Source organism: Shewanella sp. SR43-4 (assembly GCF_014163845.1).
In the GTDB taxonomy this organism is placed as follows: domain Bacteria; phylum Pseudomonadota; class Gammaproteobacteria; order Enterobacterales; family Shewanellaceae; genus Shewanella; species Shewanella vesiculosa.
On record NZ_JACJEB010000008.1, the window covers coordinates 199075 to 225704 of the forward strand.

Sequence of the window (26630 nt, forward strand, 5' to 3'; positions counted from 1 at the left end):
ATTTACTGATGGTCCCAAGATATATTAGACACTATGCGGCATGGCTCGCAGCGAAAGTGAAACATGTCTAACAAAGGCTGTTCAAGTTTCCAATGATGTGAACCACAACGTGGGCAAGCTCGGTTCAATTCGCTTTCTAACGACTCACCACCGACACGATACAGATAATAGTAAGTTGGTATTTGCGTTAAAAACTCTATTCTGCCACGTAAATCCCAACCTCGTCTAAACAGGTCGCTGTCTACCCGAGTGATTTCATCTAATGCGGCAAATTCAGCTTTAGTGGCAGCCGCCATTTGTAGCTCATCACATGCTTGCCATTCTGTTTGCCATTTTATAATGCGTTTATGATCGCCATTGAAGGTCGCAGGTAATTGATACAGGGGGATAGGCAAGAGATTATCGCCATTACGTAGCGGTGAGCACATATGAACATAACTGGTATACAACACCTGCCATGATGGTGTCTCTGTGCTGCTAACTTCAGAGTTAATGTCTTGGCCGATGAACTTTTCTCTAGGAGCCAATAGTTTGGCCGCGGTTAATCCGGCTAAAGTTACCTTTACCCACGGGCTATGATAACGATTTGCCAGGCTGGTTTTTTCGGGTAACAACAGGCGAACTCTAAATTCACCATCATTAAAAGCGACGGCAAACTCCCTGCCTAAAATTTGTCCATTCGCCCTTAGGGCTTCAAGAAAAGCGTTGATGGCTTTTTCTACGGTATCAATTGTTGTGTCGGCAAAACATTCAAAGCGCAGTTCAGTAACAAACATCTATTGGTCTGCCTTATTAATAATGATATTGCTTTGAATGGCATTGTCTTGTAATTGATTTTCTAGCTGTTCGACTCGCTTAGTGAGCAGTGTGACGTGTTGTTGCAGACTCATGACCTGCTGAATAACATTGGTAAGATCCACATTATTATCTGCAGGTTGGTCAGCCACAGCGGCAATATCGGCTAATTCTGGTATGTGTTGCCACTCGGATTTTGGCAACGCCTTAAACTGTTGTAAACCTTGGATTAGGGTAGGCATTGGGATGCTATTTCCTAAACGGCTTTTAATCAGTGCCAAACAGGGAGTATTTCCATTGTTAGCAATCGATTTAGCCGCGGCAAGTACTTGCTCAATTGGACTCATTGTTGGTTAAATTCCTTAATTCGGTGGTGTGAGATTAACTAATTCTCATTAAATATAAAAATAAAGATATATAAATCAGCGTTTTAATTTTTGGCACGATTCTGGCTTAAAGGAACTGTAAATACAATGCGGATTTTATTTTAACAAAAAGGATGCAACATGAAATTAAAACTTATCACAGCAGGATTAATTATCGCCACATCAGTAGGGCTAAGTGGTTGTGTTATCAGTGTCGGTGATCATGAATCGGCTAAAAGTGCTGACTATTGGCAAGTTCAACAAGATAAGAATCGTGAACTGTTGAGCAAACTGTCTATGGGGATGACGAGTGATCAAGTGATAACTCTAATGGGCACCGCCGATTTCAGCGAAGCTTATATTAAGCCGACTGAAAACCAAGGGGAACAGTCTATCAAGGTGATGTTTTACCGAACGCAATGGGCGCAAGGCGATGGTAAAACAACCAAAGATGAATGCACGCCCATTGTGTTTCGTGATGATGTTTTAGTCGGTTGGGGTAACACCGCCTACAAACAAATCTGATGAGATAATGGCGCTGTTATAAGGTCAAAAATTAATTACATTTCAGCGCGCATCATTACGTCCAATTGGTCAATCACTTCTGACCATTGGGCGTCTTCTCGTAAAGCCTCTTTTAAAAATGCTTTTTGGCCTGGATTCCAGCAATCTGCATCGGTTATTAACGTATGCTTAGCAAGCTTATTTTGCATAACAAAGTCATCGATACCCACTTGATCATGCGGTAAACCTAGTTGCATAAATAAATGGCTAAGATCATTTGATGTAGTGTCCATTTAAAGGATTCCTTGTAATGGTGTGGTAAACAAATTCAGTATCAGTGTTGATGAGGTAAATAGCAAACAACTGGCAATGACAACTGCGAACAGGCTAAATGCGTAAACAAAACTTGTAGAATGTTTCAAACTTGTTAAGTTAGATTGAGTTTAGAGAGTCAATAACAAGGAATCAAAATGGACAATCACACCTTGGAAACTATTCGTGCTGTGTATTTGACCGCAGAAGACCTGAGAGTCGCAGCTTCCATTCTCTACAACGCATATCATGATGACCCCTATTTTATTGACGTGCTTGCTCAAGATGATGAACAACAATATGAGCAAAAGCTTCGGGCAGCCATTCGTGAAGAGTTAAATGAGTTATGGCAACAAGAACAAGCTTTAATCGGTTTATTTGATGGTGAGCGTTTAATCGGAATTGCGTGTGTCATTTCTGATCTCATTCCTCTGGGTGAGGGACGATATTGGCACTGGCGTTTCAAAATGATGCTGGGTACCGGATGGAAATCGACCCAAGGATTAATGCAAAAAGAAACCTGCATTCTTGAACATCTGCCTTCTCAAAAGTGTGGTGTTTTACAATTTATTGCTATATCACCAAATGAGCAGCAAAAAGGTTATGGGGCTAAGTTAATTCAAGCGGTATTGAGTTGGTGTGATGAACAACCTGATCTCGATGGAGTCGGCGTGTTTGTTAGTAATCCATCACATCATCGGGCTTTGGTAACACAAGGGTTTAGCAGTATTGCTAACGTTAGCATCGGTAATATAGAAGGTGAAATTCTGTTTTACAGTAAAGTGTAACGCCAGCGAAAAATAATTGAATACTCATCGGCCATATCATTTGCGGATTATCAATTAAGGAGTGAATAGTGGAACCTAAACGTTACTCTTCATTTACAGAATTTTACCCATTTTATCTGTCGCAACATCAAAACCCTATTTGTCGAAGGCTGCATTATATTGGCAGTGGCATTATTTTGGTTATTATTGTGAATACCTTGTTTAATCAGCATTGGTGGCAATTATTGTGGCTGCCCGTTGTGGGTTATGGCTTTGCATGGTTAGGGCATTTTCTATTTGAAAAAAATAGGCCTGCTACATTCACTTATCCGCTTTATAGTTTGTGGGCTGATTGGGTCATGTTTGGGCAGATGATAATGCGCCTGTGGCGAAAATCAATCCGATAGTAATAACCTGCTCATGCTTTTGTAAGCCATATCCTACAAGCATGTAAGGGATCTTATCTAAAGTTGTCAGCGTTTAACGTTATTAATTATATTTAATATATAAAAATCATAGTATTACATGTTTTTTCTTGAGTGTCGGTATGTTAAGCATCTATTTCAATGATGTTGAGTGACTTTTCATCGAGCTGGTTTTGATTAGAATGTAGTTATCGAAAGCGAGTTATTTGTTGGTTTTCTTAGGATGAGAAATAAGACAATTAATGCTTAAGAATATCATGGATGTTATTAGGACACGCTCACGGATTGAGCATAAGCTCGGCAAATGGATAGCCGAATCAAGGATGAGTGAAAACAGTCATGCTGTTGACACAAGGATAACAAGGATAGGGCTGCAGGATGCAGCATGGATAGATTCAACGGATTGAATAGATTTACCGCTCAGCCAATGGATAGGCTGTTCAAAGGAGTGACACTCATGAGTTTGTTTGTATTACACAAATAGACAAGGAAATGAGAACAGGGAAAAGGACTGCAGGAAGCATGTTTACATGGATGGTGTGCAGGGAGCAAATATTCAGCAGGATGCTGACAAAAGCGTTAACGGGCACAACCTTATAACTTAAGGTTGTGCCTTTTTGCATCTAAAACTCATATTTGAGTCGCTGCGGAATTCTATGGTCGGACCGGGTTGATGATGTGCTAGCTTAGCTAGCTTTAGCTTATCTAAATCGCTAATCTCAATATTCATAATAAGTCCTATCGATATCGTTCAGTTTTCGCGATTTTTTTATAATCCTGTGATGTAATTGAGCACTTATTTGAACGATTATCTCGTCATCTTTGTGATACCTAATGTTCTCCAATTTGACCCAATATCGTACTGAATCTGCTAATGCCTATATTGATACTCTCAATTTATCCCGAGGGCATGTTCAAGCATGTCGTTGATACTCTGAAAAATGCTGATGATTATCTCAATAACCTTTTGTATAAATAACAAACTCAATGTAATAGTGACAGCTTTCTGCCATAGTGAACCTTCACATTATTAACTTCGTAGTGCACATATGTTTGATGCAAGCAGGCCATCATCTCGAAAAATAAGGAGGGTGTTATGAAAAGTACATTAATGCTAACAATATTGGCAGCAAGCTTATTGTCCTATGCTTCTAACGCCACTGCAGATAAGACCATTTTAGCCGGAGGATGTTTTTGGTGTATGGAGTCCGATTTTGAAAAGCTTGATGGTGTTAGCGATGTGATATCAGGGTTTACTGGTGGAAGCTTAAAAGATCCCACCTATAACGGTAACCATGCAGGTCATTTTGAAGCGGTACAGATAACCTATGATCCTAATAAAGTGAGCTACAAAGAGTTATTAGATTATTACTGGGTAAATATTGATCCCTTTGATGCAAGAGGGCAGTTCTGTGACAAAGGTACTAGCTATTTAAGCGCAATTTTTGTGGCAAATGATAAAGAAAGGCAAATTGCCGAACAGTCTAAAAGCGATATTGAAAAACAATTTCCTAACCAGAAAGTGGTTACGCCAATTTTAGCATCGAGTGTTTTTTACCCTATCAAAGGCGATGAAAGTTACCATCAAGATTACTATAAGAACAATCCTATTCGCTACCATGCTTATCGCTGGAATTGCGGTCGTGACCAAAGGTTAGAGGAAATTTGGGGAGATAAAGCGACACATTAATCAGGTTGTTTGGCAAAGCACATATGAGATTGAAAGTGAATCAGCTATTCACTGCTTATATTTAGAATAAAGTAACGATTTTTAGTAGGTATTGGTTGATGTTAATGCCGTAAAAATTGTAACTATTAAATAAAGTGGATTATTTGACTGTGGCTATTGAGACGATTAATTATTTGAAAATCAATAACCATTAGTCACAAGTTGATTTACCCCATTTGCAACTGTTTCCTTTATCAGGATAAGAGCTTTATTGTGTTCGGCGGTCGATGATTGTTTAGCTTATTTTGGCGATAACCTGCTCTGTTTATTTGTTTAATTCCGCTATCAAAAAATATAGTTTGGAGTAATAGGCGGACATCAGCTGATTTAAGCCGTTAATAAACCAAGTTTATGACTGATGCCCTTTATGCTACCCATGCGTTGCTGATGCCTTCTCGTTATCTGAGTAGAAGGACGCTGTTATCTGCAGCGTCTAATCAATGACCTACTCTTTGCCATTGTTTTATTTAAGTGCGAGAAGTCGTATTAACTTACTCATTCACTTTTTCTAACGTCGCAGCATCGGTATGTGAGAAATCTTTACCGTAGATATTGAGTTTGGTGGTTTGTGAGTATGACAGGGTTTTTTCACCAATTTCCATTGTCATAGAGAATCCTTGGGTCGTCGCATTTTCGGTCATATATGTCGATTCACCTATACCTCTACTTGGCGCTGTCAGGGTCATTTTTTTGCCTGCTTTTCCTTCTGCGATCACACATACCGCTCTTGGCACACAGTATGAGTTATATACCATTTGATTCTTTTGGTCGTAAATCATATAACCACGCTGATCATGAAATTTGGCATCGTCTCTTTGTCTAAACACCTCTAGTTTGTAATAGATAGCGACTAGAGATTGATCACTGGCATTAACAGCGTCGGCAGCGGCTTCATATGTTCTTATTTCATAGAAAGCTTCTACAGCTGTGCCACCTTCACCAACATTTGACCCTGTTCTTCCAGGTGCGATGTCAACGCCGGGACTAACCGTTTTCCACGATCCAATTAACGGCTGAAGTGGACCAAAATCAACATTTTGAGCTACAGCTTGCCCAGTAAAAGATAATGAAAGGGCGATTGATGTCAGAATGATTGCGGGTAGATAGTTAAGATTTTTCATCGATGTTTCCATTTATATTATTAACAGCAAGTGTCGATTGGGATCCGTTAGGCTTGAGTCAATATGCACAGATGAACTCAAGTCATCATCACCTCAGGTAACGCCGATGATAGGCCTGGTTGAATCATTGTTATATGGGCGTAATGTCCCGAGCTTTGTTTCTGTATAAAAATAAGGGTTAATTTTCAGTACGTAGGACATATGTCGCATACCCAACAAAGCAATGAGTGAGACAATTAACAAGGAACTAATTTTAGGGAAGTAATGATGCACTATATTCGAAATGTGATGATTGACGCTGGAAAGTTAAAATTTCTAACTATGCTGTTTTTTTGATCGTTATCATCACCAGTATTTCGGATTTTTTTGCCGATATGGGGCGAGGGGCTAATATACTGCATATATTACAAGAAGCTACAGTTTCTGTTTTTTCGCTATCTTTACTGTTAATGTTGCTATGGAATGCGAAAGTGACCACACGAAGAAACGCACAGTTGCTCAAAGAGCGTGATCAAGCGATCATTTACTCAATGCAGGCATCGAAAGAATTGATAAGTGCCAAGCGACATTTTGGCGAGGAAATAGTAAAACAATTTTCTAGATGGGGGTTAACTGATAGCGAGTCTGACATTGCTTTGTTTACTCTCAAGGGATATAGCGCTAAGGAAATCGCTAATTTTAGAAACGCTTCAGATAAAACCGTACGCAATCAGTTAACGAGTGTATATAAAAAATCTGCGACTACGAGTAAAGTTAGCTTTATTGCTTGGTTCATGGAAGGCTCGTTGTAACGCTCTATATCTCAAAAGCTCTCAATACGAATGTTTGTTTAATGGGACTTGAATGTGAAAAGAAATATAACGCTAGCTTCACTTTGGTGAATAATCTAGTGTGATGAATTTGTCAGCCTTGGTTGTATAAATGACAATCAATATGGTTTATCGATGTTGTTGATGAATAATAAGCTTAATCGGCTGACAAACTGTTTCGCACTGTTATAGACAGCATTACCCTGCGCATAAACCAAGAGAGTCAATCTTATATAGGAACAAGTTAACGATATTGTTAACTTGTTCCTGGTGATATCAACTTAAGCAAAGTGTTTGTGAGTTGACTATGAAATCAGTATTTGCATCGGCATTGTGTCCTCGGGATTATGCTACTGATTGCTGTTCAACCGGATGGGTAATGCCATCGTGCTCTGGACTATAAAGCTTAGCGAACATTTGCATGAAGGTTTCACGACGAATAACCCCACATAAACGACCGTTTTCAACAACTGGATAAGTACTTGGTACTGTTGCAGATGCATCACGCAGACGTTCTTCATAGCTCTGATAGCCACCGCTAATGTACATACCTGAATCTGTCACAGGGAATAGTTTGTTTTTATCAACCACCATAAACTCTAGCAATTGAACAATTTTCTCTGTTGGTGCGACAGTGAGCATTTTAGTTTGCATAATATCTTTGACTGAAATAGGCAATGTAGATGCAAACTCCTCAGACCAAAGTGAGCGCATAAGATCTTGCTCTGATACAAAGCCTAATAGCTGATTATCTTTATCGATCACAGGTGCACTGCGGACATTATTTTTTGCTAGCAGGGTAAGCGCTTGATAAATACTTGTATCAACTGAAAGAGTGGTCGGTTTAGTGTCCATTAGTTCACTGACAATAAGTTTTTGGATTTTATTTTTCATGGCTAAGTCCTCTTGACTTGGTTGATATTGAGTTTGTTGAGCAATACTTGAATCTTGGTACTTTTTTGAAATTTGCATCGGAGTTTTTGTGATGGTGCTAATGTGTTGTGATGCAGCTTCGCCAGGGACTTTCATCGCGGTATTATCTATCCAGTAATAACCAAGACCCACAAACACAGCACCACCGACTATATTGCCCAGCGTTACCGGAATAAGGTTGTTAAATAGGAAGTTACTTAAGGTAAGGTCTGCAAAAGTTTGTCGCATTACTCCCAATGCACTGAAGTATTCATTTCCAGCAAAGTGTTGAATGGCAATACCCAGTGGCACCATGAATAAGTTGGCAATGCTATGTTCAAAACCGCTGGAGACGAACATAGCAACTGGTAATATGAGCAGTAACGATTTAGCTAAAGCATCTTTGCAGCTAAAGGTCATCCACACACCTAGGCAAACTAACAAATTACACAGTATCCCAAGAGCAAAAGCCTGGCTCCAATCATGGTGGATCTTGTGTTGTGAAACATGCAGTGCATTAAGTCCCCATTGATTACTGTCCATTGCGTACATTTTTGACATCATTACCAGTAGCAGTATCAACATCGCGCCACATAGGTTGCCTAAATAGACGCGCGTCCAACAGCCCAGTAATTGTTTGGTCGAGACCCGTTTTTGTGCCCAAGCAATCGCACTCAATACCGTGCTGGTAAACAGTTCTCCACCCAGAACAACTACGAGAATGAGTCCTAAGCTAAAAGCGATACCACCACTAAATCTGACTAAGCCCCATGAATCCGCTGATGAACCAGTCGTTACCGTAAGATAAAATACAAATGCCAGAGCAATGAAGGCGCCTGCAAATACAGATAGACCAAATGACTGCCCAAAGTGCTTAGTGACTTTAGCGTGTCCATATTCCGCAGCCTTTTCAAAAGGGCTGATTACAATATGTTCATCTACCACGCAGAAATGGTTTTTTTGCTTGGCTGTTAATAAGTATGGGTTCGCCTCTTGGGCGTGATCCTCCCTCATGATGTCTTCCGTAATGTGTTACGGACTCCAAATCGAGGTGGACTTAAATATGCTATGTACATCGATAACTCCTTGAATGTGTTTATTGTGTCGTTAGTGCAAATTTAAATTACACAATAAATCGCATAAATAATATTGAGACTTTTTTAAGCAAGCTATCAATTAAATTGATAGCTTGCTTGTCGTTGATGAGCGTACTTTTTTAGCCGTTTTAGGCTGATTAGAACCGCTTTTTGTCCTTCACATATGACACGCTGTGCCATTATGGGGAGCAGGCCGTATGGTCGTTTAAGCCTTGCTATACACAAAAAATAAAAATTGATAGTGAGTATCAATTTACTCGGAGCGAGAATGTTGCCATTGGGCTTTAAGATTATTTAGGTAGTAAAACTGTCACCGTTCAACATACAAACAGCCCATATAAGCAAAATCTAAATAGGATGTTAAAATTTAGATTTTAATCCACTCATGCTTAAAACCTATCTATTGAGATTGGCTAATATTGCTCATAAATTGGCATCAGCCAGTGTCAATGTGGTCATTTACGTATAGAACTATTCAGGTATTATCTGCGAGTCTTGAAATGAAGCTATTTGGGTAAAATGACCATAAAAGCGAGTTGTGGCGAGTATTCGTGCTATTTACTCAGAATAAATGTTTAATTAGTGTTAAACGTTAACCTGGTGTTTACCTTTTTAGCCTGCATTTTTGTGAGATATATCTCACAAAGCATGTGAGATGAATCACCTAATTAATGGTGAATATTTCTTTTTTAAATCTAAGCTTATGATTTTGTTATAAAGTTTATTTTTCATTATTCGCGGGATATTTTAATCATTTAGAGGTACCTGTTTAGGTTGAGGTAAATGAACTATTATTTATCTCGTACCTAGGAAGGGGACATTACAAGGTAGTAAATAGGTCTAGGAAGACCATGACTATACGGACATAACGGACGATATTAAGTTTCAGGATGAAACGCTAAGCTTGCTCAATGGACGCACTAGCGGATTAAGCAGGTTTTATAACATTATCAGGACGATAATGTGCAGTGGATGCAAGATGCTACGCAAATGATTTGCGACAGGATATGTTAAGAATTTCATGGATGATATAAGGACACGCTCAGGATGGAGCAGGCTCGGTAAAAGGATAATCGAGTAAGATGGAAAGTACTTAATTGTACAAGGAACATCAAGGATTGAACAAGGACATAGCAGGAAGCAAGCGATACGCATGGATGGTGCAGGGAGCACATTTATAGCTGGAAAGCTTAACAAGAGATCAAGAGGCCGCGGCAGTTAATGTCGCGGCCTTTCTTTTGTGTTTTTTTCGCTATAATCGGAACTTATCTTGGTAATGTTGTCAAATTGTAAACAGTTGATGTGAGTTTAGTATAAGAGGGAATAGTATGAATGTGTTTACGTTGGCTTTAGTGATCAGTATTGCTTTTACGTGTTACAAAGCTAATGCCGAGGTGACTCCTGAGGAGTTGCAATGGGTTGAGCAGGCATTAAGTGAGATTAACCATAACACAGATGATGCAAATGTACGTTGGCAATATGTTCAGCATACTGTTATGCCTGACTTAACACGAGTTGAACGATTTGATGCGTCACAGCCTGAAATGCAGCGATGGACCTTGGTGTCTGAAAATGGTGAAAAACCTGATAAAAAGCGCACAGACAAATATCAGCAACATCAACAAGATCTTAAAGAGGATAAAGATGAGAACAGCCATGAGTTAGCATTTTCTGATCTTATTGATTTAACCACACTTGTTTTGGTGGCTGAAGATGAAACGAGTGTAGCGTTTAAATTTGTTCCTAATATTGAAGAACTTGATAATGCTGCTCTTACTGGAATGCTTTATTTAGATAAAGCATCCAAACAGCTGAAAAAAATTCTGATCAGTAATACCGATGATCTGAATCCGGCATTTTCAGTCACTTTGACAAAATTTGAATTAGAATTAGGGTTTGCTGTGTTCGAAGGTTTAGCGATGCCAGAACATACATCAACCACCATCGAAGGAACGGCGGCAATTTTTAAATCGCTTGATAGTATCCAAACGGTGACTTATCACGATTATAAAATGATTAACAAACCTCAAGCTTAATGCAGGTAAGAGCAATGCTATTAACAAATAGATGAACAGTAATGTTTAGTTCTCGGGCATTGAACAACAATAAAACGCTATTTTGCTCAAGAGTGCAAAATAGCGTCAAGTTAACCTCATTAATGGCATTTGCCTGAATCGCAACTTTTACTGCTGCCGCATCCGCCAAATTTACCACTGGCCATAGGGGCATCCATCCATTCTGGCTCCGGGAAAATAGGCCATTCAATCTTAGTCGCACGATTACCATGCATCATGATGTGTCCACGATATTGGTTTAAACCGTCGGTGCTAAATTCGAACATAAAAGTTGCTTTCCAACAAATGCCTGTCGTGCCACCAATACTCGGACGAGCCGATTCCATTGCAATGGCGAGCAATTGTACGTTCTGTTTTTTACACGACTGCTCTACGACAGTTCGGCTAAGTTCGGCCATTTGTCTTAATTGCCAAAAAAAAGCGCCAACAACAATTAAAGCAACAAATATTAAAAAATCACTCATCATAGGCTGGTTGCCCTAAATAATCCGCCGATAGCGGTCGCTAGTTGAATGCTTCTGTCTGGATGCCTTAAGTCAGCTAATAATCCCGGACGCAAGCTGGGTATTGCCACGATATCAGCAAATACTTGATTAAAGAAGTGCTGCGGCTGCTTTGCAAGTGCTTCTAAATAGTGTTTACGAGTGTCATCATCTTTTAGGGCTAACCAGTTACGAGCCGCAATGGTGATTAAGGTGTTTTCATCCAGAGCTTGCTGGTCATTTAACTGATTAATCGCTGCCATGCTGTAGTGCACATTGGACGCTAATGCCGCTAAATACATGACCTTTAGATGATCTTCAGCTTGTTGTAGTTGACTAAACAAGTGTTCAGCAAGGCGCTTATCAAGATTAATGTGCTCCAAACTTTGGCAAAGTGCAGCTTTTACTTCAATAGGAGCATTATCAAGGGCGTTGATTATGTCATCAAGATGATTAAATTGGTGTGCGCGAACGCAAAGATCTGCTAAACCTTGAACACCCAGTTGTGGCCATGTGTCATGCGCTGCTTGCCCAGACAAATACTGTGCGGCAAATTCGTATTGACTCGATGCCGGTTGATTAAGCTGAAGCCTCACTAAGGCATTAAATAATGCCAGTTTATGTTGATTTGGCTTAAAGCTAAATGGATGATTGGCTAATTGCTCTTGCTGTTCATCAGTTAATGCTTGGGTTGGGTTACGACCCAAGGCCTCTAAAATCATTTTAATAAACTGAGTTCGCGGCGCAGGTGATAATAAACCTTGCTCATCTAAAGGTAATTTTACAAACCAGATATAGGGTAATTGTGCTTGTTGCCAAAATACGATTGCAAACTGCGCATGGCCTTGAATGGGATAAGGATACGGCGCCAATAAAGAGTCAATTTGCTGAAAGGCTAACATATCGATATGTTGCACTCGGCGACCTAAATCGTATATTTGGAATTGAGTATTTGCGGTCGTCAGAAACTGGCTTAGGGTAGTTATCTCGGTCATGGGTGTTGTCACTAAATCACATATGTTGGATGGGTATTCAATGCGCTAAATGATATCATATTCCGACTTAGCCTTGATGTTGTCGTTCACTTTTATGCTTTATTTAACCAGCCAAAATCATTTAATTAAATTAGAACAATTGCTTAAGGAGTTTCAGCTGTGGTCTGATATTTTACCTCCTGTATCAGCAATGACCAGTACGGCACCATTTTGCTGTGATGTAATGGCATTTGAGCAATGGTTGCAGTTTATTTTTATTCCAAAGATGACCGAGCTTGTTGTACAACGACATCCTTTGCCAAGCAATATGGCGTTAGCCCCTATGGCTGAGCACGTATGGCAAAGTAAGCCCCATGGTGAGGTGATGATTGCCCAGTTACGGCAATTTGATATATTGCTCAGCCAGCGTTAAGCGAACAATAAACGTCAGCCACATTAATCCTATACCCTATGCCAACAAAGCTTGACCCAATAGGCCTAGCCCAATACAAAATAAGTAAAGTGATAAAGATGACAAAAGATAACGATGCTGAATACTCATTGGATAATGATGATTTATTTGGGCAAATAAGCTCTGATGACATGAATTATAGTGCTGAAGACACTGACTTAGACGACGTACAGCCTCCTCATGTCGAGATATTATTTGAAGACGAGCATATTGTTGCAATACATAAACCCGCAGGTTTATTAGTCCATCGCAGTTATTTAGCTCGAAGAGAGCGTTTTTTTGCGATGCAGATGACCCGTGATTTAGTGGGTTGTCATGTGTTTCCAGTGCACCGCTTAGACCGTCCGACATCTGGCGTATTGCTGTTTGCTAAATCGAGTGAGGTGGCTCGGGCATTATGTGACCAATTTGCCGATCACAGTATTAAGAAGCAATACTTAGCCATTATTCGTGGCAATATGCACGAGTCTGGCAGGTTAGATTATGCCTTGAAACAAGAATTTGATGATTTGGGAGACAAGCATGTCGATCCCAATAAAGCAGCACAACAAGCGGTAACGGATTACCAACCACTATTGAATGCTGAAATCCCCTTTAGCTCAGGTCGTTATCCTTCTAGCCGTTTCGGATTAGTAAGATTAAGTCCTCATACTGGGCGTAAGCATCAATTACGCCGTCATATGGCGCATTTACGTCATCCCATCATTGGTGATACTACCCATGGTGATGGTAAACAAAATAAGTTTTTTCGTGAGCATTTCGGTATTAATCGTTTATGGTTGATAGCAAAAAGTTTGCAGTTTACCCATCCGGTGACACAGCAACCGATGCATATAGAAACTGAGTTAGAAGCAGAATGGCTAGATATTTTCGCTGCATTTGGCTGGGATGATGATCAATTATCATCTATGCCAAGTATGTTACTTAGTTAACACCCTAAGACGCTGATTTATTCTATGTGATCGGCAATCGCTTTTTTGAGCTTTTCGAACTCAGCAATAGGGGGAATAAGCTTATGATTTTGTTGTTCAATATGAAAATAGTAATTACGGCGTATGTGGGCAGATTTATGCTGGAGTTTGAGTTTTCGCTTTCGGCTCACTTGTCGCATGGTCTAGATTCCATTGTGGCGTTATTTCACTTTGAGCCAACCCGCTTTGACCCTATTGATTTAACCTTAGCAGCATAAAGACACTTGCGAGAGACTAAAAGAATACAGTAAGGTAAGTCATTAACACTCAAGGTATTTTACATAGTATTTAATTTAAGGGGAAAGTATACCATGAAAATGGTCAATATTGTTTTTGGTACCGTTTATGGTAGTGCACAATTTACTGCTGAAACAGTGGCTAAGGAGATTGCAAAATTAGGTTTTACCGCTAAACTTTGGCAACCTAATGAATTATTAGGTTTTGTGCCACCACAGAATGAGCTACTAATAGTCGTATCGTCCACAACTGGACAAGGTGATTTACCTGAAGATATTGCGCCTTGGTTTAATGAACTTAAATCCAATGCACCGTATCTGCCCTCATTGCAATACAGCCTTATTGGCTTAGGTGATTCAAGCTACGAAACCTATTGTGGTGCGATAAAACAATTTGATGAATTATTTACTGAATTAGGTGCAAAACCCCTGACTGAACGGTTAGAGATCGATGCCTGTGAAACGATGGAACCCGAAATAGAAGCTAAAACATGGATAGCCACTTGGCACAGCACCGTTATATCGGTAAACGTAGCGTAAGTTTTATTACGCAACAATGGTTTAAATTTGCCCAGCGTCTTAGTCAAGCTCTGCTGATTCCAATTGCTATTTTACCTGCTGCTGGGGTGATGTTAGGGTTAACGTTTAATCCGCTGCCATTTATCCCAACAGAATTAAATACTGTCTTGTCTGCAGTCGGTAACTTAGTGTTTACCATGATGCCATTGTTGTTTAGCGTCGCAGTAGCCATTGGATTTTGCCGTGATCAAGGTATTGCTGCTTTTTCTGCAGTCTTTGGTTTTGGTGTGTTTTTATCTACCATGGGGGCCCTCACAGATATTTATGGCCTGGTTTCGCGGCCATTGTGGGGGATGCAAACCATTGATACTGGCATCGCTGGCGGTATGTTAGTTGGTGCGATCACTTGTTTAGCGGTAAACATTAGTCATCATGTTAAATTACCAGCTATTTTTTCATTTTTTGAAGGTCGCCGCAGTGCGCCCATCATTGTTATTCCTCTCTCTATGGCGTTGGCTTATCTTTTAATCCATGTATGGCCACCGTTATCTCGTGTTATCGAACATCTTTCTGATTGGTCCGTGTATCAAGATCCTGCTATTGCTTTTGGGGTCTATGGTACGGTTGAACGTTTATTAATTCCGCTTGGGTTACATCATATTTGGAATGCGCCATTTTATCTTGAAATAGGCCAATACATTAACCAAGGTACAGTAGTGCGAGGTGAGGTGGCTCGCTATCTCGCTGGTGACCCATTAGCAGGAAATCTCGCTGGCGGCTATTTGATAAAAATGTGGGGCTTACCTGCCGCCGCATTAGCTATCTGGCGTTGTGCTGATAAAGCTGAGCGCAATAGAGTGGCAGGTATTATGTTATCCGCTGCCACGGCCAGCTGGCTAACTGGGGTGACAGAGCCGATTGAATTTGCCTTTATGTTTGTTGCGCCTATCTTATTTATTGTCCATGCATTACTCACTGGTATTGCCTATAGCGTGTGCATTTTGCTCGACATTCATCACAGTATTGTGTTTTCTCATGGATTGGTGGATTTTACGTTATTGTTTTCTCGCTCTGCCAATACGCATTGGATTGTGGTATTAGGTCCGCTCACAGCTGTGATCTATTACGCTATTTTTAGGGCCAGCATTTTAGCATTTAACTTAAAAACCCCAGGGCGAATAGAACAAAGCGATATACCCGCAAAACCCAAAGAGAGCTTAAGAGCGATGATTTCGGCATTAGGTGGGCGCGATAATATAGTTGAAATTAACGCTTGTTTAACCCGCTTACGTATTAGTGTTAACCAAGCGCATTTAATTGATAAAGCCAGACTGATGCGCTTGGGCGCTAAAGGCGTGGTGGTAATGGGTAAAGGTGTTCAAGTTGTCTATGGGACTAAGGCGGAAACACTGCGTAAATTACTGCAAAAATATTTAGATTCTCGACGCTAATGATAGCCGTTATATGTAGTTGTGTTGCATTTTGGCTTAATTTGGCGGCCATTTTTTAGAACATGGGATTAAAAGGAGATAATTTTCATTTTATGAAAATTTATCACTAAAAACCTCACCCAAAAATCTTTTTAAATGGCACACTGTTGAACAGTCTTTAAAGAGGAGTTGTACGCGTGAGCCAACAAGATCATACCATTAATAACCCACCTGTTTTACAGCGAAAAGTGCTGATAACCGATTGTGCCGATGCCCAAGGCTTGATTGCCAAAATTACCAGTGTATGTTTCGCTCATCAATTAAACATTATTAAAAACACCGAATTTGTAGACCACACACAAGGGCGCTTTTTTATGCGCGCAGAACTTGAAGGTCAGTTTGATGATGAACGGCTATTAAGTGAGTTACGCGCGGTATTGCCTACCCAGAATCGGATGAAATTGGTCGATATGGGTAAAAAACGTATTGTTATCATGGTGACAAAAGAAGCCCATTGTTTAGGTGATATTTTGATGAAATCCTATTACGGCGGCTTAGACGTTGAGATTGCTGCTGTAGTGGGGAATTATGATGTGCTGCAGCCGTTGACTGAAAAATTTGATATTCCATTTCATTATGTTAGCCACGAAGGGTTAAATCGTCAGGAACATGAGCAGGCGATGTTGGCGGTAATTCAGCCTTATGAGACTGACTTTTTAGTGTTGGCTAAATATATGCGAGTGTTAACGCCTGAATTTGTGTCAGCATTTCCAGATAAGATTATTAACATTCATCATTCATTTTTGCCGGCTTTTATTGGAGCATCTCCGTACAAGCAGGCTTGGGATCGCGGCGTCAAAATTATTGGTGCAACAGCACACTTTGTGAATAATCTTTTAGATGAAGGGCCGATTATCAAACAAGATGTGATTTCAGTTGATCATAGTTACAGTGCTGAAGAGTTAGCACATAACGGTCGTGATGTTGAAAAAAGCGTATTAAGCAAAGCGCTACAATTAGTATTAAATGAACAAGTTGTGGTGTACGGTAATAAAACGGTAGTCTTTTAACGTCGTTATTTATCGGTCATATACTACAAAAAAGCGCCCAAGTAAGGCGTTACATAAACTGTGTAGCCTTACTTGAGTGTTGGTCTTACAGAGCGGAATATGGATGTTGCAGTTATTCAGTTTAAGCGAGTAACACGCTTTGAACTAGTCAAAGATAATCGTTAGGATTGTTTGATATTATCAATGGTATGCTGTCGTAATTCCTGTCGCTATTGTATCTATTTGGTGTTGAAGGGCGATACGCTATTTAAACAATATGCGTCATAGCGTAAGGTCAATTTTAGGGAGACATATTGAAATCCTCGACCTCGCTAAGTTAAACCACTTCCTATGCCGATTGAAAATATTAAATAGGGCCCACCATGCTACACAAAGCTGACTTATTCTTAAAACCATCTGAATTGCCTAAAACAGCCAAACTGTGTTGGGGTATTTTTAATGACAGGCTTGAATTAATTAAGCTGAGTGAGCCATTGTATAAATTAGTCAATAAACCTATAGCGGCTATTTTAAAACAACCGCTTTCGCATGCCTTTTCCGCTCTTACATTAGACAACATCGATTTTAACAATCGCCATATCGATCATGTTATCAATTTTGTTGATGATAAAGGCAATGCACTTCAAGCTACCATGACTCCTATAGAAGAAAGTGATCAGCATTGGTGTATAACGGTGATTGTAATCGAGTTAGACAAAGCGTGGTTGTCACAGCTCCATCCTGATTATCATCAAGCGATACTTTCAAGTGATGATTGGCTTAATCAAATAGAAGAAGTCATTAATGCTCGTCCTGATTTGGTATTTACCACTGCGATAAACCAAGGCTTGTCGTTAACCCATTCTAAAGTGGGTTACTTACACAAATTTGATGAAAAAAAGAATCAAATCGTTAGCACTGCGTGGAATGAAGCGGTAGCTGATTATTTTACACTCTCCAAGGGCCAAGAGTACAAAGCCAATTCTGGTATTTGGGCCGAAACTATTCGTTCTGGCAAACCCGTTATTCATAATGATTTAACTGTGTTGTCTAAAAATAACACCCAAGAAGATGGCTTTTTTGCCTTTAAAAACCATTTATGCGTCCCTATTCATTATCGCAAAAAATTAGTCGGTATTATTGGGGTGGGTAATCGGGACACCACCTATACCCAAGTTGATGCAAAATCCTTGAGTATTTTTGCTACAATTTTATGGCACTGTATCGAATTACCTCGCACCATGAAGGCCGTCTCTCGGCAGTCGAGCATCATTAAAATCCAAAAAGAAAAGATGACCTCGATTTTAGTCCAACTTATAGGGGCTATTTCCGAGGCGCTAGAGCTTAAAGATGCTTACACCGCAGGGCATCAAAAGTCAGTGGCACAATTAAGTTATCTTATTGGTGAGAAAATGAGTTTACCTCCAGATCGTTTAGAAGGACTTAAACTGGGCTCATTGATCCATGATATTGGTAAATTGGCCATCCCTAGTCAGATCCTGTCTAAAACATCAAAACTGAGTGATGCTGAATTTGGCTTGGTTAAACAGCATCCCGAGCAAGGGGCGCTGATTGTTAGTGAAGTCGATTTCCCATGGCCGATCAAACAAATGATCCTCCAGCATCATGAACGTTTAGATGGCTCTGGTTACCCTAAAGGATTAAAAGCTGATGATATTATACTTGAGGCTAAGATCATTGCCGTAGCCGACGTTGCCGAATCAATACTTAGCCATCGACCTTATCGCCCCGCCCTTGGCATGGCAGTGCTAACCCAAGATTTACTAAAGGGCAGAGGTAAAATATACGATGAGGTTGTTGTTGATGCATGCTTGGATATTTTAGCGAGTAAAGACTTTAAAGACGCGGGAGTCGTGAGCGGTTTGCTATTAGCTCCGGTTGTATTTCTTGAGGAGTACCATACTCTTGAGCATGCAGAAGCGATGATGAAAAAGGCTAAAATGGATGTGGCTGTGGTACTGTCAGAACAACATCGTACGCCCATTGGTGTCATCGATAACAATACCTTGGCATTTTGGCACAGCCCTTTTTTAGATACCGCGGCAGAGCGCGCAGTGGATAGAAGCCTGCTTAATAAGCGTGTGCATCAGGTAATGATGCATAAGGTCGATATGATATCTGACAGTACGATTTTGAATGATGCCAAACTCATGATGGAAACAACCAATGCAAACTATTTGATTGTTCACAATGACAAGCATCAGGTTATCGGTATGCTCACCTGGAAAATATTAGCTAATGCATTATTGGTTAACGCCTAATACGCCGATGCATTAACTTATTACAGATTTAATTCATCTAGGTTATTGATGAGAGTCGATGCTTTCTGTCAATTTGACTGGTTAAGTGAATTTGTTCAGTAAATATTATCAACGCCATAAAAAAGGCTCCTAGGAGCCTTTTATCTATTTATCGCTGTTGAGCAAGATTAATCAACAATACGTAATAGTTCATTAATACCCACTTTACCACGGGTTTTAGCATCGACTTTTTTAACAATAATGGCTGCATATAAACTGTATGTGCCGCAAGCTGATGGTAAATTACCTGATACTACAACCGAACCTGCTGGCACTCGACCATAATGTACTTCACCGGTTTCACGGTCGAAAATCCGTGTGCTTTGGCCAATGTAAACGCCCATTGAAATCACACTGCCTTCTTCAACCACCACACCCTCAACGATTTCGCTGCGAGCACCAATAAAGCAGTTATCTTCAATAATGGTTGGTCCGGCTTGTAATGGCTCTAATACGCCACCAATACCCACACCACCTGATAGATGAACGTTCTTACCTATCTGCGCACACGAACCTACCGTTGCCCATGTATCAACCATAGTGCCTTCATCAACATAGGCACCTAAGTTAACGTAAGATGGCATTAATACGGTATTTTTACCGATAAATGACCCTTTACGAACGGTGGCTGGTGGCACAACGCGAATACCTTCAGCTTGAAAACGAGCTTGATCATAATCGGCAAATTTTTGTGGGACTTTGTCGAAATACTTAGTGTCGCCACCTTCAATCACGCCATTATCAAAAATGCGGAAAGACAGTAGCACCGCTTTTTTAAGCCATTGATGCACATGCCATTCGCCATCAATTTTCTCTGCAACACGTGCTTGGCCTTTATCGAGCATACTGATCACTGTCTCCACATCGGCGCGAACACTAGGTTCAACACTTGAAGGTGAGATGTCTTGACGTGTTTCGAATGCTGCTTCAATGCGTTGGCGTAAAGCCTCCATTGTTTTCTCCCGGTATTAAATGATTAGTAGCGTAAAAATTAAGGTTAAAAAAATTAGTTAGATGATTTTAGCGCCAGTGTAAGCGCATCAGATAATTGTTGCTGCTGTTGCTCATCTAGGGCTGTCGCATTTTGGTTTTGTAAAATAAAGAAGTCTTCTGCACGTTCACCGATAGTGGTAATTTTTGCCGCTAACAGTGTAACGTTACAACGATAAAAGGTATCACCGACTTTGGCCAGCAGACCTGGCGTATCTAAGGTAATTAATTCCATCATACTTGTACCATGACGGGCACTGGGTAAGAAACTCACATGAGTCGCAACATTAAAAGGTTTCATGATCCGCGCTAATTTTCTAAATTTTGGTAATTTAGGGTTTTCACTGGCTAGGGCTTTTTCGAGCGCCTTGCGGATACTTTGAATGCGAGATAATTGCACAATAGGTTCGCCATCTTGTTCTAAAATAACAAAGGTGTCGAGTGCATAATTATCTTTTGATGTCATGATGTTGGCGTCATGAACATTAATGTTTTTATTGTCTAAAACGGTCATTACAGTAGCAAAAAGTTTTGGTTTATCTTTACTGTAGACGAACAGTTCAGTGCCACCACGAGTAGTATGTTTTGACATTAACACTAATGGATCATCGTGATGATGTTTTAAAATCGCTTCTGCATGCCAAGCAACTTGGGTTGGTTGATGACGTAAAAAATACTCCGACTTAAACCGTGACCACAGCGTATCCATATCTTTTTCTTTCAATCCGCGGCGGATCAGTTCTTTTTTCGCTTTGGCTTGGATCTCTTGGACTCGCGCTTTTACGTCGATAGGTTTTTCTTTACCCCGAGCTAATACCCGTTGGGTGGCAAAATACAAATCCCGCAGCAATGATCCTTTCCAATTATTCCACGTTTTTTCATTGGTGGCGCAAATGTCGGCAACGGTAAGGCAGTATAAATAACTTAAATGTGCGGCATCGCGTACTTTTTCAGCAAACAGTGCTATGACCTCTGGATCTGAAATATCTCTTCGTTGCGCAGTGATCGACATTACTAGATGATTTTCAACTAACCATGCCACTAAACGTCCGTCGTGATCATTCATGCCATGCAATTTGCAAAAATCGATTGCATCTTTGGAGCCCAGTTTACTGTGATCACCGCCGCGGCCTTTGGCGATATCATGAAAAATGGCCCCGAGCACCAATAAGCCTTTTTTCGGCAATTGATTAATTAAGATGGCACCCAGTGGGAATTCATCTTTTTGTTCTGCTTGTGAAAAACGTTCAATATTGAGCAGTAATCTGTGGGTGTGTTCATCAACGGTATAGGCATGAAATAAATCAAACTGCATCTGGCCTTCAATTTTGCGCCAAGCAGGTAGGTAAGACGATAAAATGCCGTGTCGATGCATTAATGAAAATGCCGCTATGCCGCGAGGATGTTTTAAGATCTCCATAAACACTTTGCGACAGGCAGGGTTTTCTTGTAACGGTGTCGTTAAGGCTCTACGGGCATTGCGTAATAACCTGAGAGTGGGCGCGTAGATTTCTTGAATATTAGAGTTTTTAGCCACCAACAGAAATAAGCGTAATATCTCTTCGTTGTGGAGACTAAATAAATCATCATTCAATACTTCGATGTAACGCCCGCGACGTTGGTAAACATCGCTAATAGGCTGTATCTCAAGCGCTTTTGTATGGCCCAAAGTCGCGCGCTTAAACAATTGCAACAGCATTTGATTGAGCTCCATCACGCGGCGCACCGTGCGATAATAGCGTTTCATCATTTGCTCAACAGCTAATTGAGTGGCATCTTCGTAACCTAATAAACTGGCTATTTGGCGTTGCAAGTCGAAGAGTAGGCGGTTTTCGTTGCGATTAGCTGTGATGTGCAGGGCAAAGCGAATTTCCCACAGAAAATTTTGGCACTCAATGAGTTCGGCTAACTCTGCCGGTGACAAAAAGTCGTATTCGACCAGTTCTTCTAATGTCGCTGCGTCAAAGTGGCGCATCGCGACCCAGGCTATGGTCTGAATATCGCGTAATCCGCCAGGGCAGGTTTTGATGTTAGGTTCTAAATCAAAGGCACTGGCTTTGCTGTGGCGTGCCGATTGTTCGTCTTTTTTGGCGTTATAAAAGTCATATGAGGGCCAAAAGTCTTGTTGACGAATGGCGTCATATAATACGTCAAACAGAAATTCACTGCCGGTAAGTAATCTGGCTTCAATCAGATTCGTGGCAATGGTGATGTCTGACTTACCTTGTTCAATGGTTTGCGCTATGGTGCGAACACTGTGGCCTATTTCAAGCCCTGTATCCCAAAGGTAGGTAATAAATTGACTCAGCAGAGTTTCAGTTTCTGGCGATAATGGTTCATCGTCGACCAAAAACAGTAAGTCTACGTCTGAATGAGGGTGCAGCTCGCCGCGACCATAACCGCCAACAGCAACCAAGGCAATGTGGCCATTATTGAGGCCAAAATCTTGCCAAGTTTGTATGAGTAAAGCATCAACAAATTGACTACGGTGTTTAACAATATCAGCAATTGGGTGTTTTGCAGTGTACTGCTCAACTAAGCGCTGGTTTAGGTCAATTAATGTGTTTTTGGCGGCCAGCGCAGTATTCATTGATGTCCTTACTCTTTTAATTTTTAGTGATTAATAATACGAGGAAAGTCTTCTTCTTCACGCAAAGTTAACACCTCTACACCTGTTTGGGTCACTAAAAGCGTGTGTTCCCACTGTGCCGAATTTTTACTATCTGAGGTGGTGACGGTCCAATTATCACTTTTATTCAATACGGTGGTATGACGACCTGCATTGATCATCGGTTCAATCGTAAAGCACATCCCTGGTCTTAGCACGGTTTTATCATTATTTTTATAATGAACAACTTGAGGCTCTTCGTGGAATCCAGTGCCAATACCATGACCACAATAATCTTGCACGATGGAATACTTATCAAGCCCTGTTTTGCTTGTTTTGATGAATTTTTCGATAGTCGTGCCAATTTCGCCTAATTTTAACCCAGGGCGCACTTTGCGAATGGCTAAATATAAGCTTTCTTGGGCAATGCGACTTAAACGTTTGTCTTTTGCTGACACTTCACCAATCAGAAACATTTTAGAGGTATCACCATGATAACCGTCTTTAATAACCGTAATATCGAGGTTAATCATGTCGCCTTCTTTTAACACATAGTCAGAAGGAATACCGTGGCAGACGACTTCGTTTACCGAGGTACAAATAGACTTTGGAAATCCGTGATAATTCAGTGGTGCAGAGATAGCACCTTGCTCTTCGGTATATTTAGCACAAATGTCATTTAATTCATTTGTGGTGACTCCAGCCTTAACATATGGAGCGACTATTTCTAAGACTTGCGCTGCTAATTTACCCGCTGCGCGCATTTTTTCTATTTCGTCTGCATTTTTGATCACTATACTCATGAAAACTCTCTATCTTTTGACGGTCAAAATAGGCATGTTTTATCCAAGGATTTTACGGCAAAAATTTGTATTTACTTGCCGTTTATGGTATAAAGCGCGCCGTTATGTGTAAGTTCGTTGTTGTACGGTTCGAGTAAATATAATGTCAATCGACGCTTTTTAAGCGAGATGTACATCATGTTCGGCAAATCGTAAAATATGGCGGCTATTATACATGGCAATTAACTTAAATACTAAATCACACACGTATCGACACATTTTTCGGGGTGCTTTCTCATTCTTAACGGAAGTTAGAAAGTCGAAAACATGGGATGCGTGGAGGTCTAACCCCTTACATTAAGGTATATACAATGACTACTGTTACAATGCGCGAAATGCTACAAGCTGGTGTTCACTTCGGTCACCAAACTCGTTACTGGAACCCAAAGATGAAGCCTTTCATCTTCGGTGCTCGTAATGGTGTACACATCATTAACCTTGAGCATACAGTACCAATGTTCAACGAAGCTCTAGCTTTCATTAGCAACATTGCTTCTAAGAAAGGTAAAGTATTATTCGTAGGTACTAAGCGCGCTGCTGGCGAAGCCATCAAAGCATCTGCACTTTCTTGTGATCAGTATTATGTTGATCACCGTTGGTTAGGCGGCATGTTAACCAACTGGAAAACTGTTCGTCAGTCAATCAAGCGTCTTAAAGAGCTAGAAAGCCAGTCTGTAGACGGTACTTTCGACAAGTTAACTAAGAAAGAAGCGTTAATGCGTTCACGCGAATTAGACAAATTAGAAAAGTCTTTAGGCGGAATTAAAAACATGGGCGGTTTACCTGACGTATTATTCGTTATCGGTGCTGACCATGAGCATATTGCTATTAAAGAAGCTAACAACCTAGGTATCCCAGTTGTTGCAGTTGTTGATACCAACTCTGCACCAGACGGTGTTAACTATATCGTTCCTGGTAACGATGACGCTATGCGTGCTATCCGTTTGTACACTTCTTCTGTTGCTGCAGCTGCTAACGCTGGCCGTGGTCAAGATTTAGCTGTTCAAGCAGAGCAAGACGGTTTCGTAGAAGCTGTTTAATAAGGCGTGATGCTTAGCATCCCCCTTATTTGCCAATAAGATAATTGGTGAACAGGGGCCTATTGGCCCCTGTTTTATAAATGCAATATTAGACGAATTAAATTAGAGGATTTAACAATGGCGATTACTGCTGCCCAAGTTAAAGAACTTCGTGACCGCACTGGCGCTGGCATGATGGACTGTAAGAATGCACTGACTGAAACTGACGGTGACATCGAACTAGCGATTGATAACATGCGTAAAAGCGGCGCTGCGAAGGCTGCTAAAAAAGCAGGTAACATCGCTGCTGACGGTACAATTCTAATCAAGAATGGCGAAGGTTTCGCTGCACTATTAGAAGTTAACTGCCAAACTGACTTCGTTGCAAAAGATTCAAACTTCTTAGCATTTGCTAATGCAGTGTTAGACGTTGCTGCTGCATCTAAAGTGACTATTGAAGAGTTAAAAACACAGTTTGAAGAAACTCGTGTTGCTCTAGTGACTAAAATCGGCGAAAACATCAACGTTCGTCGCGTTGAGTACATCGACGGTGCAAACCTAGCTTCTTACCGCCACGGTGAGCGCATTGGTGTTGTTGTAGCCGGTGAAGCTGATGAAGAAACATTGAAGCACATCGCAATGCATGTTGCTGCTTCTAAGCCAGATTTCGTCAACCCTGAAGATGTTCCTGCTGAACTTGTAGAAAGAGAGCAAGCACTTCAAATCGAAATCGCGATGAATGAAGGCAAGCCTGCTGATATCGCTGAGAAGATGGTTGTTGGTCGTATGAAGAAGTTCACTGGTGAGATCTCTCTTACTGGTCAAGCTTTCATCATGGAACCAAAGAAAACTGTTGGCGAAGTACTGAAATCTAAAGGCGCAACAGTAACTAACTTCGTACGTTTAGAAGTTGGTGAAGGTATCGAGAAGAAGGCAGAAGATTTTGCTGCTGAAGTAGCTGCGCAAATTGCTGCTACTAAAAAAGCGTAATCGCTTTTATCTAAATACCCTAAGACCGCAGCAACCGCTGCGGTTTTGTTATGATCAGGATGAAAATTATGAGCACCAATCCAAAACCAGCGTTTAGACGCATTCTGCTTAAATTAAGCGGTGAAGCATTAATGGGTGAAGAAGGCTTCGGCATTGACCCTAAAGTACTTGATCGTATGGCTCAAGAAGTGAAAGAGCTTGTTGAACTTGGTATCCAAGTTGGCGTGGTTATTGGTGGTGGTAATCTGTTTCGTGGTGAAGGCTTAGCAAAAGCTGGTATGAACCGCGTGGTGGGCGATCACATGGGTATGTTAGCAACCGTAATGAATGGCTTAGCCATGCGTGATGCCTTGCACCGTGCATATGTTAATGCTCGTCTTATGTCTGCTATCCCGCTTAAAGGTGTGTGTGATGATTACACCTGGACAGAAGCAATTAGTTTATTAAAGTCTGGCCGAGTAGTGATTTTTGCTGCGGGTACGGGTAATCCTTTTTGTACAACTGATTCTGCAGCCTGTTTACGTGGTATTGAGATTGAAGCTGAAGTGGTATTAAAAGGCACTAAAGTCGATGGTGTATACTCTGCTGACCCAATGAAAGATCCTGAAGCGGTTAAATATGACGCACTTAGTTATGCTGAAGTTCTTGAATCAGAATTTAAAGTAATGGATCTTGCTGCATTTACTATGGCTCGTGATCATAATATGCCTATTCTGGTATTCAATATGAATAAGCCAGGAGCACTTCGCCGCGTGATTATGGGTGAGAGAGAAGGTACGATTATTAGCAGTAAACAATCTGCTTAATCACAGACAC

Annotated in this window: 26 protein-coding genes; 15 read left to right on the top strand and 11 right to left on the bottom strand. The window is 40.7% G+C overall.

What is annotated here, in order from left to right; genetic code table 11:
- Positions 1–2: 2 nt before the first annotated feature.
- A complete protein-coding gene (locus H5123_RS11405) occupies positions 3–776 on the bottom strand; it encodes a Zn-ribbon-containing protein (RefSeq protein WP_124016965.1) in 774 nt (257 codons plus the stop codon).
- Entirely contained in the window at positions 777–1142 is a 366-nt protein-coding gene (locus tag H5123_RS11410) for a hypothetical protein (protein WP_182698036.1), read from the bottom strand.
- Positions 1143–1301: 159 nt separating this feature from the next.
- On the opposite strand from H5123_RS11410, the gene H5123_RS11415 reads away from it, so the two are divergent.
- Positions 1302–1685, top strand: coding sequence for a DUF3192 domain-containing protein (locus H5123_RS11415; protein ID WP_124016967.1), 384 nt, complete (start codon positions 1302–1304; stop codon positions 1683–1685).
- A 35-nt stretch (positions 1686–1720) separates the two neighbouring features.
- Here H5123_RS11415 and H5123_RS11420 read toward each other — a convergent pair whose 3' ends face one another.
- Complete coding sequence (locus H5123_RS11420) at positions 1721–1957, bottom strand: DUF2789 domain-containing protein (protein WP_124016968.1); 237 nt, start codon at positions 1955–1957, stop codon at positions 1721–1723.
- A gap of 177 nt (positions 1958–2134) precedes the next feature.
- On the opposite strand from H5123_RS11420, the gene H5123_RS11425 reads away from it, so the two are divergent.
- The 3 genes from H5123_RS11425 (at position 2135) to msrA (ending at position 4858) form a co-directional block, all read left to right on the top strand.
- The gene (locus H5123_RS11425; protein WP_182698037.1) at positions 2135–2764 is read left to right on the top strand and encodes a GNAT family N-acetyltransferase; all 630 of its coding nucleotides are present in this window, start codon (positions 2135–2137) and stop codon (positions 2762–2764) included.
- 68 nt (positions 2765–2832) lie between these two features.
- A complete protein-coding gene (locus tag H5123_RS11430; RefSeq protein ID WP_182698038.1) occupies positions 2833–3150 on the top strand; it encodes a DUF962 domain-containing protein in 318 nt (105 codons plus the stop codon).
- A gap of 1114 nt (positions 3151–4264) precedes the next feature.
- Positions 4265–4858 carry a peptide-methionine (S)-S-oxide reductase MsrA gene (msrA, locus tag H5123_RS11435; RefSeq protein WP_182698039.1) on the top strand — a complete coding sequence of 198 codons (594 nt, stop codon included), beginning with the start codon at positions 4265–4267 and terminating at the stop codon, positions 4856–4858.
- 530 nt (positions 4859–5388) lie between these two features.
- Here msrA and H5123_RS11440 read toward each other — a convergent pair.
- Positions 5389–6018: a heme-binding beta-barrel domain-containing protein gene (locus tag H5123_RS11440; protein ID WP_124016972.1), complete on the bottom strand. Its 630-nt coding sequence runs from the start codon at positions 6016–6018 to the stop codon at positions 5389–5391.
- Positions 6019–6350: 332 nt separating this feature from the next.
- Between H5123_RS11440 and H5123_RS11445 the strand changes: the two genes are divergently transcribed.
- Positions 6351–6809, top strand: coding sequence for a LuxR C-terminal-related transcriptional regulator (locus H5123_RS11445; RefSeq protein WP_182698040.1), 459 nt, complete (start codon positions 6351–6353; stop codon positions 6807–6809).
- 363 nt (positions 6810–7172) lie between these two features.
- Here H5123_RS11445 and focA read toward each other — a convergent pair whose 3' ends face one another.
- Complete coding sequence (gene focA / locus H5123_RS11450; RefSeq protein WP_182698041.1) at positions 7173–8753, bottom strand: formate transporter FocA; 1581 nt, start codon at positions 8751–8753, stop codon at positions 7173–7175.
- A gap of 1411 nt (positions 8754–10164) precedes the next feature.
- Here focA and H5123_RS11455 point away from each other — a divergent pair.
- A complete protein-coding gene (locus H5123_RS11455) occupies positions 10165–10872 on the top strand; it encodes a hypothetical protein (protein WP_124016975.1) in 708 nt (235 codons plus the stop codon).
- A 119-nt stretch (positions 10873–10991) separates the two neighbouring features.
- Here the strand turns inward: H5123_RS11455 and H5123_RS11460 are convergent, their stop codons facing one another.
- Both H5123_RS11460 and H5123_RS11465 read right to left on the bottom strand, forming a co-directional pair.
- Complete coding sequence (locus H5123_RS11460; RefSeq protein ID WP_124016976.1) at positions 10992–11378, bottom strand: DUF3301 domain-containing protein; 387 nt, start codon at positions 11376–11378, stop codon at positions 10992–10994.
- Positions 11375–12388: a DUF3549 family protein gene (locus tag H5123_RS11465; RefSeq protein WP_182698042.1), complete on the bottom strand. Its 1014-nt coding sequence runs from the start codon at positions 12386–12388 to the stop codon at positions 11375–11377. Before H5123_RS11465 ends, H5123_RS11460 begins: the two co-directional genes overlap by 4 nt.
- Positions 12389–12437: 49 nt before the next feature.
- Between H5123_RS11465 and H5123_RS11470 the strand changes: the two genes are divergently transcribed.
- Together H5123_RS11470 and truC are read left to right on the top strand one after the other, a co-directional pair.
- A complete protein-coding gene (locus tag H5123_RS11470) occupies positions 12438–12800 on the top strand; it encodes a YqcC family protein (protein WP_124016978.1) in 363 nt (120 codons plus the stop codon).
- Between the two features lie 170 nt (positions 12801–12970).
- Entirely contained in the window at positions 12971–13771 is an 801-nt protein-coding gene (truC, locus tag H5123_RS11475; protein WP_371697199.1) for a tRNA pseudouridine(65) synthase TruC, read from the top strand.
- A 17-nt stretch (positions 13772–13788) separates the two neighbouring features.
- Here truC and H5123_RS11480 read toward each other — a convergent pair whose 3' ends face one another.
- Positions 13789–13950 carry a hypothetical protein gene (locus tag H5123_RS11480; RefSeq protein WP_165870116.1) on the bottom strand — a complete coding sequence of 54 codons (162 nt, stop codon included), beginning with the start codon at positions 13948–13950 and terminating at the stop codon, positions 13789–13791.
- 171 nt (positions 13951–14121) lie between these two features.
- Between H5123_RS11480 and H5123_RS11485 the strand changes: the two genes are divergently transcribed.
- The 4 genes from H5123_RS11485 (at position 14122) to H5123_RS11500 (ending at position 19326) form a co-directional block, all read left to right on the top strand.
- Positions 14122–14586 carry a flavodoxin gene (locus H5123_RS11485; RefSeq protein WP_182698043.1) on the top strand — a complete coding sequence of 155 codons (465 nt, stop codon included), beginning with the start codon at positions 14122–14124 and terminating at the stop codon, positions 14584–14586.
- A complete protein-coding gene (locus H5123_RS11490; RefSeq protein WP_182698044.1) occupies positions 14538–16016 on the top strand; it encodes a PTS transporter subunit EIIC in 1479 nt (492 codons plus the stop codon). Before H5123_RS11485 ends, H5123_RS11490 begins: the two co-directional genes overlap by 49 nt.
- A gap of 176 nt (positions 16017–16192) precedes the next feature.
- A complete protein-coding gene (gene purU, locus H5123_RS11495) occupies positions 16193–17065 on the top strand; it encodes a formyltetrahydrofolate deformylase (RefSeq protein ID WP_182698045.1) in 873 nt (290 codons plus the stop codon).
- A 362-nt stretch (positions 17066–17427) separates the two neighbouring features.
- Positions 17428–19326 carry an HD domain-containing phosphohydrolase gene (locus H5123_RS11500; protein ID WP_182698046.1) on the top strand — a complete coding sequence of 633 codons (1899 nt, stop codon included), beginning with the start codon at positions 17428–17430 and terminating at the stop codon, positions 19324–19326.
- A 167-nt stretch (positions 19327–19493) separates the two neighbouring features.
- Here the strand turns inward: H5123_RS11500 and dapD are convergent, their stop codons facing one another.
- From dapD to map, 3 genes are read right to left on the bottom strand one after another with little or no spacing between them, the layout of a single operon-like run.
- Positions 19494–20318 (bottom strand): 2,3,4,5-tetrahydropyridine-2,6-dicarboxylate N-succinyltransferase, encoded by an 825-nt coding sequence (gene dapD, locus H5123_RS11505; protein WP_124016983.1) that lies wholly within the window; start codon positions 20316–20318, stop codon positions 19494–19496.
- Between the two features lie 53 nt (positions 20319–20371).
- The gene (gene glnD, locus H5123_RS11510; protein WP_182698047.1) at positions 20372–22945 is read right to left on the bottom strand and encodes a bifunctional uridylyltransferase/uridylyl-removing protein GlnD; all 2574 of its coding nucleotides are present in this window, start codon (positions 22943–22945) and stop codon (positions 20372–20374) included.
- Between the two features lie 23 nt (positions 22946–22968).
- A complete protein-coding gene (gene map / locus H5123_RS11515; protein ID WP_124016985.1) occupies positions 22969–23766 on the bottom strand; it encodes a type I methionyl aminopeptidase in 798 nt (265 codons plus the stop codon).
- A 350-nt stretch (positions 23767–24116) separates the two neighbouring features.
- Here map and rpsB point away from each other — a divergent pair, with 350 nt between their 5' ends.
- The 3 genes from rpsB (at position 24117) to pyrH (ending at position 26620) form a co-directional block, all read left to right on the top strand.
- Entirely contained in the window at positions 24117–24845 is a 729-nt protein-coding gene (gene rpsB / locus H5123_RS11520; RefSeq protein ID WP_124016986.1) for a 30S ribosomal protein S2, read from the top strand.
- A gap of 117 nt (positions 24846–24962) precedes the next feature.
- Complete coding sequence (gene tsf, locus H5123_RS11525; protein WP_124016987.1) at positions 24963–25814, top strand: translation elongation factor Ts; 852 nt, start codon at positions 24963–24965, stop codon at positions 25812–25814.
- Between the two features lie 68 nt (positions 25815–25882).
- Entirely contained in the window at positions 25883–26620 is a 738-nt protein-coding gene (gene pyrH / locus H5123_RS11530) for a UMP kinase (protein ID WP_124016988.1), read from the top strand.
- Positions 26621–26630: the final 10 nt, after the last annotated feature.

Excerpts from the sequence above, each read along its gene's own strand:
- H5123_RS11405 (WP_124016965.1), bottom strand. The coding sequence starts at position 776 with ATGTTTGTTACTGAACTGCGCTTTGAATGTTTTGCCGACACAACAATT.
- H5123_RS11485 (WP_182698043.1), top strand. The coding sequence starts at position 14,122 with ATGAAAATGGTCAATATTGTTTTTGGTACCGTTTATGGTAGTGCACAA.
- dapD (WP_124016983.1), bottom strand. The coding sequence starts at position 20,318 with ATGGAGGCTTTACGCCAACGCATTGAAGCAGCATTCGAAACACGTCAA.
- H5123_RS11425 (WP_182698037.1), top strand. The coding sequence starts at position 2,135 with ATGGACAATCACACCTTGGAAACTATTCGTGCTGTGTATTTGACCGCA.
- H5123_RS11500 (WP_182698046.1), top strand. The coding sequence starts at position 17,428 with ATGCTACACAAAGCTGACTTATTCTTAAAACCATCTGAATTGCCTAAA.
- H5123_RS11470 (WP_124016978.1), top strand. The coding sequence starts at position 12,438 with ATGATATCATATTCCGACTTAGCCTTGATGTTGTCGTTCACTTTTATG.
- rpsB (WP_124016986.1), top strand. The coding sequence starts at position 24,117 with ATGACTACTGTTACAATGCGCGAAATGCTACAAGCTGGTGTTCACTTC.
- msrA (WP_182698039.1), top strand. The coding sequence starts at position 4,265 with ATGAAAAGTACATTAATGCTAACAATATTGGCAGCAAGCTTATTGTCC.
- H5123_RS11460 (WP_124016976.1), bottom strand. The coding sequence starts at position 11,378 with ATGATGAGTGATTTTTTAATATTTGTTGCTTTAATTGTTGTTGGCGCT.
- H5123_RS11490 (WP_182698044.1), top strand. The coding sequence starts at position 14,538 with ATGGATAGCCACTTGGCACAGCACCGTTATATCGGTAAACGTAGCGTA.
- pyrH (WP_124016988.1), top strand. The coding sequence starts at position 25,883 with ATGAGCACCAATCCAAAACCAGCGTTTAGACGCATTCTGCTTAAATTA.
- H5123_RS11480 (WP_165870116.1), bottom strand. The coding sequence starts at position 13,950 with ATGCGACAAGTGAGCCGAAAGCGAAAACTCAAACTCCAGCATAAATCT.
- truC (WP_371697199.1), top strand. The coding sequence starts at position 12,971 with ATGAATTATAGTGCTGAAGACACTGACTTAGACGACGTACAGCCTCCT.
- H5123_RS11415 (WP_124016967.1), top strand. The coding sequence starts at position 1,302 with ATGAAATTAAAACTTATCACAGCAGGATTAATTATCGCCACATCAGTA.
- glnD (WP_182698047.1), bottom strand. The coding sequence starts at position 22,945 with ATGAATACTGCGCTGGCCGCCAAAAACACATTAATTGACCTAAACCAG.
- H5123_RS11410 (WP_182698036.1), bottom strand. The coding sequence starts at position 1,142 with ATGAGTCCAATTGAGCAAGTACTTGCCGCGGCTAAATCGATTGCTAAC.
- H5123_RS11440 (WP_124016972.1), bottom strand. The coding sequence starts at position 6,018 with ATGAAAAATCTTAACTATCTACCCGCAATCATTCTGACATCAATCGCC.
- H5123_RS11420 (WP_124016968.1), bottom strand. The coding sequence starts at position 1,957 with ATGGACACTACATCAAATGATCTTAGCCATTTATTTATGCAACTAGGT.
- H5123_RS11455 (WP_124016975.1), top strand. The coding sequence starts at position 10,165 with ATGAATGTGTTTACGTTGGCTTTAGTGATCAGTATTGCTTTTACGTGT.
- focA (WP_182698041.1), bottom strand. The coding sequence starts at position 8,753 with ATGAGGGAGGATCACGCCCAAGAGGCGAACCCATACTTATTAACAGCC.
- H5123_RS11465 (WP_182698042.1), bottom strand. The coding sequence starts at position 12,388 with ATGACCGAGATAACTACCCTAAGCCAGTTTCTGACGACCGCAAATACT.
- tsf (WP_124016987.1), top strand. The coding sequence starts at position 24,963 with ATGGCGATTACTGCTGCCCAAGTTAAAGAACTTCGTGACCGCACTGGC.
- map (WP_124016985.1), bottom strand. The coding sequence starts at position 23,766 with ATGAGTATAGTGATCAAAAATGCAGACGAAATAGAAAAAATGCGCGCA.